The sequence below is a fragment of the Janthinobacterium sp. Bl 1 genome (assembly GCF_058215535.1).
Genome location: NZ_CM177086.1, coordinates 5,719,422 through 5,732,471, shown reverse-complemented (window position 1 = coordinate 5,732,471; position 13,050 = coordinate 5,719,422). Strand labels below are relative to the sequence as shown.

Below are 13,050 nucleotides of genomic sequence, written 5' to 3'. Positions count from 1 at the left end.
CAGGCCCGCAGGTGCGCTCGCGTTGCTCATCCGTATCGTAACGTCCTCCGGCCTCCGTCCGGCGTAGCATCTGCATGAGGCGGTTCGCCGCCGCCATTGCGGAAAGGCGCGCTTCCATGTCCCGTCCCAATCCTGGTCCGGATACCGTGACCGCCACCGGCATGCCGCCGGCGCCGCAACTGAGCGGCAACTCGCTGCCCATGCAGGCGCTGCGCGCGCAGATCGGCCGCATCGCCCGCTGTGGCGCGCCGGTGGCCATCCGCGGCGAATCGGGCACGGGCAAGGAACTGGCGGCGCGCGCCATCCATGCGCAGGGCGCGCGCGCCAGCTTCCCGTTTATCGCCGTCAACTGCGGCGCTATTCCCGAAGCGCTGATGGAAGCGGAATTCTTCGGCTGCCGCCCGGGCGCCTATACGGGCGCGCTGCACGAACGCCAGGGTTTGTTCCAGGCGGCCCATGGCGGCAGTTTGCTGCTCGATGAAGTCGACGATCTGCCGCTGGCCATGCAGGTAAAACTGTTGCGCGTGCTGCAGGAGCGCCGCGTGCGCAAGCTGGGCGGCAGCAGCGACGAAGCCGTCGACGTGCGCATCCTGTGCGCGAGCCAGCATGGCCTGGCGCGCGGCGTGGCCGCCGGCACATTCCGCCAGGACCTGTTTTACCGGCTCAACGTGATCGAGCTGGCGCTGCCGCCGTTGCGCGAGCGGCGCGGCGATCTGCAGGTATTATGTGAGGTGATCCTCGCGCGCCTGTCGCCACGCCGGACCGTGAGCCTGGCGCCGCCGGTGCTGGCGGCCCTGGGTGCGTATGCGTTTCCCGGCAATGTGCGTGAACTGGAAAACGTGCTGGAGCGGGCGCTGGCGTTTGCCGACGGCGGCGTGATCGCGCTCGACGGGCTGGCCTTGCCATCCACGGCGGGCACTATGCCCTTGCGGGCGGCGCCGGCACTGCCGGCACTGCCGGACTTGCCGGAGCGGCAACTGTGCCTGCCCGGCATGGCCGCGCATGGCGTGGCCCCCGTCCTGCCGCTCGACGTGTATTTGCGCCAGGCCGAGCGCGACATGATCATGCTGGCGCTGGCACAGGCGCGCTACCACCGCGCAAGGGCGGCGCGCCAGCTGGGCTTGAGCGTGCGCCAGTTGCGTTACCGCATGCAGAAATTGACGATACAGGAAGCTTTACTTGATGAGCGTATGGACGATAGATGAAGATGGCTGGTGCGCTGGCGCGCTGCGCTATGACTCGCCGCACCACGATGCGCGCCCGGACGGTACGCAAGTCGACTTGCTGGTGATCCATAACATCAGCTTGCCGGGTGGCCACTTTGGCGGGCCGCATGTGTCGGACTTGTTTACGGGCCGGGTAGATTATAATGCCGATCCTTCTTTCGCCGACCTGCGTGGCTTGCAGGTGTCGGCGCACTTTTTTGTGCGGCGCGATGGTGCGCTGCTGCAATATGTTTCTACTGATCAACGTGCCTGGCATGCGGGCGCGTCCATGTTTGAAGGACGCCCGCAGTGCAATGGCTATTCCATCGGTATCGAAATGGAAGGCGCGGACGACGTGCCCTTCCAGCGGCGGCAATACCATGTGCTGGCGGCGCTGACGGCGGCGCTGGTGGCGCGCTACGGGCTGTCGCAGGTGCGCGGGCACGAGCATATCGCGCCGGGGAGGAAGACGGATCCGGGGCCGTTTTTTGACTGGCATTTTTATCAAAAATGCTGGCTGGAAATCTTGCGCGGGCAGCCTGCGTTAGCGCTTACTTCGCGGGGATTGGGCTTTCCATCCATACCCTGAAAAGTCAACCGAAATCGTATATGAAAATACAAAAAATTACGCCGGCGGATGCCGGAAAACTATTGCATCACCCTCCGATGGGTACTACAATTAGTGCAGAAGTTGGATGTAAAGACTATATCTAGTGCCATCACAGACGTTTTCAGAATTATTGTCAAAGCTACCCGGATTGCTGATAAAGCACTGGAACTGGCGGTTTATCACCCTTGATCGTGTTTCGCGCCAGCCGGGCAGTACGGTGTGGCGATATGGCTTCTGACTCTGTTTTATGCATTAATAATTTACTATTTAGCAACAAATACCTGAAGAAACCCTGACCATCGGGCGTTCTATTCAACAACACACGCGGCAGCAAAACTGCAGGCTGACTTTAGCTGACAACGGGAGCTTCAATGCAATCACCACAAGATATTTCCATCCATCCAACGCCAGTATCGCCAGCGCCAGGCGCGGCCAACAGCGTGGCGAGCACGGGCGCGGCATTGGGCGACTATCGCATCATCCGCCGCAACGGTGCGGTGGTGGCATTTGAGCCTTCGAAGATCGCGATCGCCATGACCAAGGCGTTTTTGGCCGTTAACGGCGGCCAGGGCGCAGCCTCGGCACGCATCCGCGAACTGGTGGAACAGCTGACGGACGGCGTCGTTGCCGCGCTGGTGCGCCGCCATCCGGGCGGCGGCACCTTCCATATCGAAGATGTGCAAGACCAGGTGGAACTGTCGCTGATGCGTTCGGGCGAGCACGACGTGGCGCGTGCCTACGTGCTGTACCGCGCCAAGCACATGGAAGAGCGCCGCCTGCAGAAGGAAGCGCAAGGCGCGTCCGCGCAAGTGACCGCGCCCCAGCTGAACGTCACCGACAACGGCGTGCGCCGCCTGCTGGACATGCAGGAAGTGCGCGACCTGATCAACGCCGCCTGCGCCGGCCTGGAAAAGCACGTCGATGCCGACGCCATCCTGGCTGAAACCGTGAAAAACCTGTACGACGGCGTGCCTGTCGAAGAGCTGCACAAGTCGGCCATCCTGGCGGCGCGCGCACTGATGGAAAAAGATCCGGCCTACAGCCAGGTCACGGCCCGCATCCTGCTGCACACGGTGCGCAAGGAAGTGTTCGGCAAGGAAGTGCCGCAAGCGGCCGCTGCCGCTGAATACCTGACGTATTTCCCGCAATACATTGCCAAGGGTATCGCCGCTGAGCTGCTGAACCCGGTACTCGCCAGTTTCGACCTGGAGCGCCTGGCCAAAGCCATCGTCGCCGACCGCGACTTGCAGTTCGGCTACATCGGCCTGCAAACCCTGTATGACCGCTACTTCCTGCACATCCAGGACGTGCGCATCGAAATGCCGCAAGCGTTCTACATGCGCGTGGCCATGGGCCTTGCGCTGAACGAAGCGGACCGCGAAGCACGCGCCATCGAGTTCTACAGTCTGCTGTCCTCGTTCGACTTCATGAGCTCGACGCCGACCCTGTTCAATTCGGGCACCCTGCGCTCGCAGCTGTCGTCGTGCTACCTGAGCACCGTCTCCGATGACCTGGAAGGCATCTACGACGCCATCAAGGACAATGCGCTGCTGGCCAAGTTTGCCGGCGGCCTGGGCAACGACTGGACGCCAGTGCGCGCCCTGGGCGCCCACATCAAGGGCACCAACGGCAAGTCGCAAGGCGTGGTACCGTTCCTGAAAGTGGTCAACGACACTGCCGTGGCAGTCAACCAGGGCGGCAAACGCAAGGGCGCTGTCTGCGCCTACCTGGAAACCTGGCACATGGACATCGAGGAATTCCTCGACCTGCGCAAGAACACGGGCGACGACCGCCGCCGCACGCACGACATGAACACGGCGAACTGGATTCCCGACATGTTCATGAAGCGCGTCATGGAAAAAGGCGACTGGACCCTGTTCTCGCCATCGGACACGCCAGACCTGCACGACAAGGTCGGCAAGGCTTTTGAACAGGCTTACCTGGGCTATGAAGCCAAGGCCGCCGCCGGCGAAATCCGCGTCTTCAAGAAGATCGCCGCGCTGGACCTGTGGCGCAAGATGCTGTCGATGCTGTTTGAAACGGGCCACCCATGGATCACGTTCAAGGATCCTTGCAACATCCGCAGCCCGCAGTCGCACGTCGGCGTCGTCCACAGCTCGAACCTGTGCACGGAAATCACGCTGAACACGGGCCCTGACGAAATCGCCGTCTGCAACCTCGGTTCCGTCAACATGCCGGCGCACATGAAGGAAGGCAAGCTCGATCACGTCAAGCTGGCCAAGACCATCCGCACCGCCATGCGCATGCTCGACAACGTCATCGACATCAACTACTACGCCGTCGACAAGGCGCGCAATTCGAACATGCGCCACCGTCCGGTCGGCATGGGCGTGATGGGCTTCCAGGACTGCCTGCACATGATGCGCGTGCCGTTCGCCTCGGACGCCGCCGTATCGTTTGCCGACACCTCGATGGAAGCCGTCTGCTACTACGCCTACCTGGCGTCGACGGAACTGGCCGAAGAGCGCGGCCGCTATGAGTCGTACGCCGGCTCGCTGTGGGACCGCGGCATCCTGCCGCAGGATTCGGTCAAACTGCTGGCCGAAGAGCGCGGCGGCTACCTGGAAGTCGATTCCTCGTCGGCCATGGACTGGACTCCGGTGCGCGAACGCATCGCCAAGTTCGGCATGCGCAATTCGAACTGCGTGGCGATCGCCCCGACGGCGACGATTTCGAACATCATCGGCGTGTCGGCCTGTATCGAGCCGACGTTCCAGAACCTGTACGTGAAATCGAACCTGTCGGGCGAATTCACCGAGATCAACGGCTACCTGGTGCGCGACCTGAAGGCACGCGACCTGTGGGATGAAGTCATGATCTCCGACCTGAAGTACTTCGACGGCTCGCTGGTGAAGATCGACCGCATCCCGCAAGACCTGCGCGATATCTACGCCACCGCCTTTGAAGTGTCGCCAAGCTGGCTGGTGGAAGCGGCTTCGCGTCGCCAGAAGTGGATCGACCAGGCTCAGTCGCTGAACATCTACATGGCTGGTGCATCGGGCAAGAAACTGGACGAGACCTACAAGCTGGCATGGCTGCGTGGCCTGAAAACCACCTACTACCTGCGTACCATCGCCGCTACCCACATGGAGAAATCGACCTCCAAGACGGGCGCCCTGAACGCCGTGGCAGTCGACGGCGGCATGTCGGCCAGCGCGCAAAGCGCCCAGGCAGCGGCCGTGGCGGCAGCAGCGGTGGCCGTGGCGCCAGTGGTGGCAGCGGCAGCGGACGACGCCGATGGCGAAGCGTGCTACCTGCGTCCGGGTGATGACGGTTTCGAAGAGTGCGAAGCCTGCCAGTAAAAACCTGCTGCGCAGCCCCCTCTCGGGTTCTGTGTTGCTCACCGTACTAAAGTACGGCTGCGCTACTCGACCCGATATCGGGCTTGCTCGCGACGGTTTTTAAAAAATTTAAAGTTGTCAGCCCGGAGCGTCTGGGCTGATTCAATGTTGTCAATGTCCGCATTGTCCGATTCAACGGGCCTGTTGCGGATCGCCGGCTCGCCGGCATGGAAAGGAAGAAGAATATGTCGTTGTCATGGGATGATGAAACCACGTCGGCAGCTGTGCCGCGTCCGGCGCAGCAAGCGCCATTGGGAAATACCGAATTGAACCTGCCGGCAGGTGCCGAGCCGTCCGAAGCGAACGCCGAGCAAGTGGCGCGCCGCGTGAATGCGGACGACAAGCGCATCATCAATGGCAAGACGGACGTCAACCAGCTGGTGCCGTTCAAGTACAAATGGGCGTGGGACAAATACCTGGCCGGCTGCGCCAACCACTGGATGCCGCAGGAAGTGAACATGCAGCGCGATATCGAGCTGTGGAAAAACCCGAACGGCCTGACGGACGACGAGCGCCGCCTGGTCAAGCGCAACCTGGGCTTCTTCGTGACGGCCGATTCGCTGGCTGCCAACAACATCGTGCTGGGTACCTACCGCCACATCACGGCGCCCGAGTGCCGCCAGTACCTGCTGCGCCAGGCGTTCGAGGAAGCGATCCACACGCACGCTTACCAGTACATCGTCGAATCGCTGGGCCTGGACGAAGGCGAGATCTTCAACGCCTACAACGAAGTCAAGTCGATCCGCGACAAGGATGAATTCCTGATCCCGTTCATCAACACCCTGACCGACCCGGCATTCGTCACCGGCACGGTGGAAAACGATCAGAAGCTGCTCAAATCGCTGATCGTGTTTGCCTGCCTGATGGAAGGCCTGTTCTTCTACGTCGGCTTCACGCAGATCCTGGCGCTGGGCCGCCAGAACAAGATGATGGGCGCGGCGGAACAGTACCAGTACATCCTGCGCGACGAATCGATGCACTGCAACTTCGGCATCGACTTGATCAACACGATCAAGATGGAAAACCCGCAGCTGTGGACGGCCGAATTCCGCGAAGAGATCAAGGATCTGTTCATGCAGGCCGTGGAACTGGAATACGCATACGCGGAAGACACCATGCCGCGCGGCGTACTGGGTCTGAACGCGCCGATGTTCAAGGGCTATTTGCGCTTCATCGCCAACCGCCGCGCGCAGCAGATCGGCATCGAGCCGCTGTTCGCCCAGGAAGAAAATCCATTCCCGTGGATGAGCGAAATGATCGACATGAAGAAGGAACGCAACTTCTTCGAGACGCGCGTGACGGAATACCAGACCGGCGGCGCGCTGAACTGGGAATAAGCCAGCCGATAGCGTCACAAGTCATGTATGTAACAAAGGCCTCGCGGATGCGGGGCCTTTTGCTATCTGGAGAGCTGACTGCACCTAGCTCGCACGGTCGGGATGGTGCCGCCCGTGATCAGCACACGCTTGTCCTTGAAATCGGTATTCATGCGCTGATCTCCAGGGTCTGGATGCGGTTGTCGGCGAGCGTGAAGGCAAAGCGCAGCGCCAGCGGGCTGCCGGGGAAACTGCCGCTGACGCTGCCGGTGACCACGCAGCGTGCGCCCTGGATGTCGGCCGAGATGGGGCTGACGGTGGCGCCGTATTGCTTGCTGCCAGCTTCTTTCCAGGCCTGGATGGCGGCATGGCCCGCGTGAGCCCGGCCTTCGTCGTGCACGACGCCATCGGCGGCGAAGCATTGCGCCACGGCCTTGCTATCGTGATGGTTGTCGGCGCTAAAGTAATCGCCGACGATGGCCGGCATGAGGAGAGACATGGTGCTTCCTTTCGATGGAGAGGTAGGGAGCAACCATCATATGGCGTTCAATTGCAGAGAAAAAGTAGCGTAGGGGTGATAGGCTTTACACTTCAGGTTCATTATTGGCGGCGTGATCGCGCATGAAAAATAACTCTCTCGATGGCATCCGTACCTTTCTTGCGGTCGCCGAGCGCAAAAGTTTCAGCGCCGCGGCACTGCAGCTTGGCGTGACGGTGACGGCCGTCAGCAAGGCGGTCAAGGTGATGGAGCGCCAGCATGGCGTGCTGCTCTTCAAGCGCAATACGCGCAATGTCGCCTTCACCGAAGCCGGCGCGGGCCTGTACGCCAGCCTGGCCGGCGCCACCCGGCAGATCGATGACGCCTTCGCCGCGCTGACCATGTTTCGCGACCGGCCCGCCGGCCATTTGCGGCTGACGGTGCCGCGCGCGCTGGGCGCGCTGGTCATGCGCGCATTGATACCGCGTTTTCGCGGCAGCTATCCTGACGTGACCATCGACCTGTCGCTTGACGATGGCGCCGTCGATCTGCTGGCGCACGGTTACGATGCCGGCATCCGCCTGGGGCAGTCCGTGGAGCAGGAGATGGTGGCCGTGCGCCTGACGGGCGACTTGCGCTGGTCCGTGGTTGGCGCGCCCGGCTACTTCGAGCGGAAAGGGCGGCCGCTGATTCCGGAAGACCTGATGCGCCACGATACGCTGGCCTACCGCTTCCACACTTCCGGCGCCTTGCACCGCTGGCGCTTCATGCGCGATGGCGAAGAATTTCTGGTGGAGACGGGCGCGCCCCTGGTCGTCAACGACACCACGCTGATCGCCGATTTCGCGCGCTCGGGTCTGGGCCTGGCGTACATGCCGGACGTGGAAATCGAAGCTGACCTGGCCAGCGGCAGCTTGCTGCGGGTGCTGGAAAACTACGTGCCGACGACGAGCGGATTGTTCCTGTATTTTCCAGCGCGTACCCAGAGCCAGCCCAAACTGCGCGCCTTCATCGATACGGCGCTGGCGCTCTCCCGGCCCGCGTCTTCCGGCGATACGCGCTAGCCTCGCCTGCTTTTTCCAGCCTGGCGCCATCATCCTGAGGGCCGGCTGCGGCATCGCACGCCGCGTTTTTTCGACGCTGCTTTTTCATGAGGTGCAGTGGCGCGGCGGCGCAGAAAAGTGCGGCCATTTTTTTGCCGCATCGCGCGCCGCGACGCATTTTTTTGATGGCGCCAATGCGCGCGGGACGGGGTGTAAATATCGTTTCCGGACGCGCTGGCGGCGGCATTTGCCGCGCGATTGTGCGATAGCACGCGTATCGTGCAAAAAAGCGGGCGAAAACATGTCGTGCCGGTTGCGCATTGACAAGGTTTTCGTGTACTTTATGAGATTGCAAATGCGAGCGTTAGAATGCGGGGTTTTTTAACCAGCGCGGTAGCGAAAAAACCTCGCAAAACAGGGATACAGATTTACACGGATATGCACAAAACCACACCGTTTTCGTCTGCCGCCGTGCCCGAATTTTTTCAGGCATGGCGGTTTTTTATTTGACGCATCGGTGTTGTGGCGAGCGCGATGCGAGGAGCGAAAAAACGCACGGCATCGAAAACGAATGACCGAATTCAGACTTTGCCACCAGCTGCGAGATAAAGCAGGGTGGCACCGACGATGGCTGAAGTGCTGCAAACGTGAGGAGTTGCAGCAGTTCAGCTGGTGCCGAATTCATTAGCGCAAACGACCGTTTGCGCCGATGAATAATTCGCCTGGCCTATCCCTGTGGTGGGTCGGACGGGTTTAAATCTTGTAGCTTAAATTTCTCATCTCAGATGAAGGAGAGACAAATGGCAACAGCCGCTAAGAAATCAGAAGTAAAGAAACCAGCCGCCAAGGCTGCTCCTGCCGCGAAGAAGCCGGCAGCCGCAGCGAAGACGGTTGCCGCTAAACCAGCTGCCAAAGCCGCAGCGAAACCAGCAGCGAAACCAGCCGCCAAAGCCGCAGCCAAGCCTGCAGCAAAAGTGGCTGCCAAGCCAGTAGCGAAAGCCGCAGCGAAACCAGCGGCCAAGGCAGCAGCGAAACCGGCCGCCAAACCGGCAGCCAAGCCAGCAGCGAAAGCCGCAGCGAAACCGGCCGCCAAGGCAGCAGCCAAGCCTGTCGCGAAAAAAGCCGCAGCCAAACCGGCCGCCAAGCCAGCAGCAAAAGCCGCAGCCAAACCAGCGGCAAAAGCAGCAGCCAAGCCAGCAGTGAAAAAAGCCGCAGCGAAACCTGCAGCCAAGGCAGCAGCGAAGCCGGCAGCCAAAGCGGCAGCCAAGCCAGCAGCGAAAAAAGCCGCAGCAAAACCGGTAGCCAAGCCGGCCGCCAAAGCAGCAGCGAAGCCAGCAGCAAAAGCTGCAGCCAAGCCAGCCGTGAAAAAAGCCGCAGCAAAACCTGCAGCCAAGGCAGCAGCGAAGCCGGCCGCCAAAGCGGCAGCCAAGCCAGCAGCGAAAAAAGTCGTCGCCAAGGCAGCAGCGAAGCCAGCAGCCAAAGCGGCAGCGAAGCCAGCAGCAAAAGCAGCAGCGAAGCCAGCGGCCAAGGCAGCAGCCAAGCCAGCAGCAAAAGCCGTAGCCAAGCCAGCGGCCAAGGTGGCAGCGAAGCCAGCGGCCAAGGTAGCAGCCAAGCCAGCAACTAAGGCGGCAGCCAAGCCAGCGGCCAAGGTAGCAGCGAAGCCAGCAGCAAAAGCGGCAGCCAAGCCTGCAGCCAAGGTAGCAGCGAAGCCAGCAGCCAAAGTGGCAGCCAAGCCAGCAGCGAAACCTGCTGCCAAGGTCGCAGCAAAACCGGCAGCCAAGCCAGCAGCAAAAGCTGCAGCGAAGCCAGCCGCCAAGGCCGCAGCAAAGCCGGCAGCGAAAGCAGCAGCGAAACCTGCCGCCAAGCCAGCCGCCAAGCCAGCCGCAGCGCCAGTCGTGGCAGCCGCACCAGCAGCAGCGCCGGCAGCAGCTCCAGCGGCACCAGCCGCCGTGGCCGCCAAGCCAGCCGCCAAGAAGGCCGCGCCTAAAAAGGCCGCACCGAAGAAGGCAGCTCCTGTCGCCAAGCCATCGGCACCTATCGCACCTGTAGCAAAAACCGTGTTGGCACCGGCTGCAGCCTGGCCATTCCCAACCAGCACCCGCCCATCGTAATTTCAACGATACGGGTGCCTGGATGAGGCAACACGCCGCTGTGTGACTCAATCACACAGCGGTTTTTTTTTGGAGAATTAGTCGTGCTGATCGTTATCCTTACATTGATCGTTGATACCATCGCTACCTTGCTGGGCGGCGTGCTGCTGCTGCGCTTCTGGATGCAGGCGGTGCGCGTGCGGCCCCCCTCGTCGGTGGCGCAATTCACGTTTCAATTGTCCGACTGGCTGGTGCGCCCCCTGCGCCGCGTGGTGCCGGGCGTGGGCGGGTATGACTGGGCCAGTCTGATCGGCGCTTTCCTGATCGTGCTGCTGGCCAGCTCGGTGCTGTTTATTTCCGGCTATCCCGTCGAAGTGGTGCTGCTCAAGTCGCTGCAACGCTTCCTGCAATGGATACTCTACGGTTTCATGGCCTTGCTGATCATCGAAGCCATCTTCAGCTGGGTCAACCCGCATGCGCCGCTGGCGCCGTTTGTAAGGGCCTTGAACGAGCCGCTGCTGCGCCCGATCCGCAAGGTCGTGCCGCTGGTCGGCAGCCTGGATTTGTCGTTGCTGGTCGCGCTGATCCTGCTGCAGATCGCGCAGGTGCTGGTGGGAATGATTATTGTGGTGCGATGATGGTGGAGTAGGTCGGGTTAACGTAGCTTAACCCGACATCAGCACTTGCCATGCCAATGATGTTGTCGGATTACGCGCGGTTTAGCCGCGCTCATCCGACCTGCATATTAATAGCGGTAACCGAACGCCGCTTCGAACTGGTCGGCGATGCTCTCTGGCGTAAACACGTGGTTTTGCGCGCCTTGGGTGGCGATCTTGATGGCGCCCAGCAGGCTGGCCAGGCGGCCGCTGGTTTCCCAGCCCAAGTCGTTGGTGATGCCGAACAGCAAGCCGGCACGGTAGGCGTCGCCGCAGCCGGTCGGGTCCAGCACTTCCTTGGCGGCCACGACAGGAATGTCGATGCGCTTGCCGTCCGTATAGATTTCCGACCCTTTTTCACCGCGCGTGACGATCAGCGCTTCCAGGCGGCTGGCGATGTCCGGCAGGGTCAAGCCCGTGCGTTCCATCAACATTTCCATTTCATAGTCGTTGGCCGACACATACGTGGCTTTGTTGATGAAGTCGATCAACTGTTCGCCATTGAAACGTGGCAACTGCTGGCCCGGGTCGAACATGAAGGGGATGCCCAGCCCGGCCAGGTCGGCGGCGTGCTTGAGCATGCCCTGGTCGCCGTCCGGCGAAATGATGGCGACCTTGGCCGGGCCAGCATTGGCGATCGGGTTTTCATGCGCAAACGACATGGCGCCCGGGTGGAAGGCGTTGATCTGATTATTGTCCGCGTCGGCCGTGACGAAGCACTGCGCGTTGTAGCTGTCGGCCTTGATCAGGATGTTGGCGGTGGAAATGCCCAGCTTTTGCAGGCGCTCCAGGTAGGCGGCGCTGTCTTGCCCCATGACGCCGACGATGCGCGGGTCGCCGCCCAGCATTTTCAGGCTGTAGGCGATATTGCCCGAGCAGCCGCCGAACTCCGTGCGCATGGTGGGCACGAGGAAGGACACGTTCACCTTGTGCAACTGGTCGGCCAGCAGCGATTCGCCGAAGCGGCCGGGGAATTGCATGATGGTGTCGGTGGCAAGCGAGCCGCAGATCAGCGATGTTTTGGTCATGATAGTGTCTGTTAAGGGTAGAAGATGGCGATATGGTAGCCAGACGCCGTGAGCTGGTCTAATGCAAAATACAGTTTGATGGTTTGTTCCGAGCGCGGCGCAAAGCCCTTGCTCACGTCGATATTGGCCGGCAGATAGTCGCGCGGCGCGATCACGCGGCGCAAGACGGGCTTGTCGTTGGCGTCGTTGAGGATCAGTTCGATGCTGGGCCAGGCTTGCACGCTGCGGCTCTGGTTGCGCAGCAGCGAGACGTAGGAAAAGGTTTGATCCTTGATGGTTTGCAATTCGCCTTGCTCGATGGCCAGCGCCTCGATCTGCGCCGGCAAGTCGACCTGGCAGCCGCTGAGCTTGCACAGCGCCACCAGGGTCGGCTTCCAATGCGGGAATTGCGCCGCCAGCGGGTTGCGGAAGGTGGTCATCACTTGCAGGAATAATAGCAGCAGCAGTACTGCCGAGCCGGCGGCCATGGCCATGCGCAAGGCCTTGCCGCTTTGTTCGCGGCGCCGTCCCAAGGTTACAAAGGCCGGCTCGTCGTCGGCTGGCGGCAGGACAGGTTCTTGCTGCTCTTCGGCTGGTTCCGGCGCGACGGGTGCGGCGGGCAGCGCTTCGAACGAGTGGTCGGCCAGCGTCGGTTCACGGCGCGCGGGCGCGGGCTTGTCCAGGCTGACTTTTTCGGTCGCGGGCACTACTGGGGCTGCCGCTGCTTCCAGGTTCGGTTCGCGGCGGCTGTCGCGCAAATACGTGGCGAAGGCGGGCACATCATCGATCTGGCGGCGCTTGAAGGGCGCCATCGGCTGAGGCAGCGGTGCTTCGGGCAGCTTTGCCGGGGTTTCTTCAGGTTCAGGTCTATCGAGCGGTATGTCGAGCGGTGCGGCGGCCGGTACCTCTTCGGGCAGGGCCACGTCGAGGTCCAGCTCGATGTGCTCGCCATCATCTTCATCGTCCTTGAGCTGCGCCGTTTCCGGCAAGATGCCGAACGGGTCGAACGAGGTGTCGAAGTCGAGGGAATAAATGGGTTCGTCGTCCGTGGCGGACGGCAGGCTGTTGTCGGCAGGGTAACTGTCTGGCAGCGGGGCGGCAGTGCCGGGGGCCGATGTTAAAAACGGCGATGCCGCGGCCGGATCGACCAGCGCGGCATTGCCGTCAAACACTTCTCTGCACGTGCCACAGCGCACGATGCCCCCACGTAACTTCAATTGGTCAGCAGCGACCCGAAATATCGTGTTGCAATGGGGGCATTTGGTGGCGAGGGCCATTGCTGT

The 13,050-nt window shown here is 61.7% G+C and carries 11 protein-coding genes; 6 read left to right on the top strand and 5 right to left on the bottom strand.

Annotated elements, in window-relative coordinates:
- Nucleotides 1–116 precede the first annotated feature (116 nt).
- The 4 genes from AC4BCN_RS25880 (at nucleotide 117) to AC4BCN_RS25865 (ending at nucleotide 6,514) form a co-directional block, all read left to right on the top strand.
- On the top strand, nucleotides 117–1,205 hold the full coding sequence (locus tag AC4BCN_RS25880; protein ID WP_338679745.1) for a sigma 54-interacting transcriptional regulator: 1,089 nt from the start codon (nucleotides 117–119) through the stop codon (nucleotides 1,203–1,205).
- Nucleotides 1,183–1,794, top strand: coding sequence for a 1,6-anhydro-N-acetylmuramyl-L-alanine amidase AmpD (gene ampD / locus AC4BCN_RS25875; RefSeq protein WP_338682374.1), 612 nt, complete (start codon nucleotides 1,183–1,185; stop codon nucleotides 1,792–1,794). Before AC4BCN_RS25880 ends, ampD begins: the two co-directional genes overlap by 23 nt.
- A gap of 392 nt (nucleotides 1,795–2,186) precedes the next feature.
- Entirely contained in the window at nucleotides 2,187–5,138 is a 2,952-nt protein-coding gene (locus AC4BCN_RS25870) for a ribonucleoside-diphosphate reductase subunit alpha (RefSeq protein ID WP_338679744.1), read from the top strand.
- 224 nt (nucleotides 5,139–5,362) lie between these two features.
- Nucleotides 5,363–6,514 (top strand): ribonucleotide-diphosphate reductase subunit beta, encoded by a 1,152-nt coding sequence (locus AC4BCN_RS25865; protein ID WP_490492077.1) that lies wholly within the window; start codon nucleotides 5,363–5,365, stop codon nucleotides 6,512–6,514.
- A gap of 148 nt (nucleotides 6,515–6,662) precedes the next feature.
- On the opposite strand, the gene AC4BCN_RS25860 is transcribed toward AC4BCN_RS25865, so the two are convergent.
- Nucleotides 6,663–6,992 carry a nuclear transport factor 2 family protein gene (locus tag AC4BCN_RS25860; protein WP_490492076.1) on the bottom strand — a complete coding sequence of 110 codons (330 nt, stop codon included), beginning with the start codon at nucleotides 6,990–6,992 and terminating at the stop codon, nucleotides 6,663–6,665.
- A 122-nt stretch (nucleotides 6,993–7,114) separates the two neighbouring features.
- Here AC4BCN_RS25860 and AC4BCN_RS25855 point away from each other — a divergent pair, with 122 nt between their 5' ends.
- The gene (locus AC4BCN_RS25855) at nucleotides 7,115–8,035 is read left to right on the top strand and encodes a LysR family transcriptional regulator (RefSeq protein WP_490492075.1); all 921 of its coding nucleotides are present in this window, start codon (nucleotides 7,115–7,117) and stop codon (nucleotides 8,033–8,035) included.
- Between the two features lie 876 nt (nucleotides 8,036–8,911).
- Here the strand turns inward: AC4BCN_RS25855 and AC4BCN_RS25850 are convergent.
- Nucleotides 8,912–9,565, bottom strand: coding sequence for a hypothetical protein (locus tag AC4BCN_RS25850; protein ID WP_490492074.1), 654 nt, complete (start codon nucleotides 9,563–9,565; stop codon nucleotides 8,912–8,914).
- A gap of 69 nt (nucleotides 9,566–9,634) precedes the next feature.
- The gene (locus tag AC4BCN_RS25845) at nucleotides 9,635–9,955 is read right to left on the bottom strand and encodes a hypothetical protein (protein ID WP_490492073.1); all 321 of its coding nucleotides are present in this window, start codon (nucleotides 9,953–9,955) and stop codon (nucleotides 9,635–9,637) included.
- A gap of 253 nt (nucleotides 9,956–10,208) precedes the next feature.
- Here AC4BCN_RS25845 and AC4BCN_RS25840 point away from each other — a divergent pair, with 253 nt between their 5' ends.
- Complete coding sequence (locus AC4BCN_RS25840; protein ID WP_034780256.1) at nucleotides 10,209–10,742, top strand: YggT family protein; 534 nt, start codon at nucleotides 10,209–10,211, stop codon at nucleotides 10,740–10,742.
- Between the two features lie 107 nt (nucleotides 10,743–10,849).
- Here AC4BCN_RS25840 and AC4BCN_RS25835 read toward each other — a convergent pair whose 3' ends face one another.
- On the bottom strand, nucleotides 10,850–11,788 hold the full coding sequence (locus AC4BCN_RS25835) for a carbohydrate kinase family protein (RefSeq protein WP_490492072.1): 939 nt from the start codon (nucleotides 11,786–11,788) through the stop codon (nucleotides 10,850–10,852).
- A gap of 11 nt (nucleotides 11,789–11,799) precedes the next feature.
- Entirely contained in the window at nucleotides 11,800–13,044 is a 1,245-nt protein-coding gene (locus AC4BCN_RS25830) for a DUF3426 domain-containing protein (protein WP_490492071.1), read from the bottom strand.
- Nucleotides 13,045–13,050 lie beyond the last annotated feature (6 nt).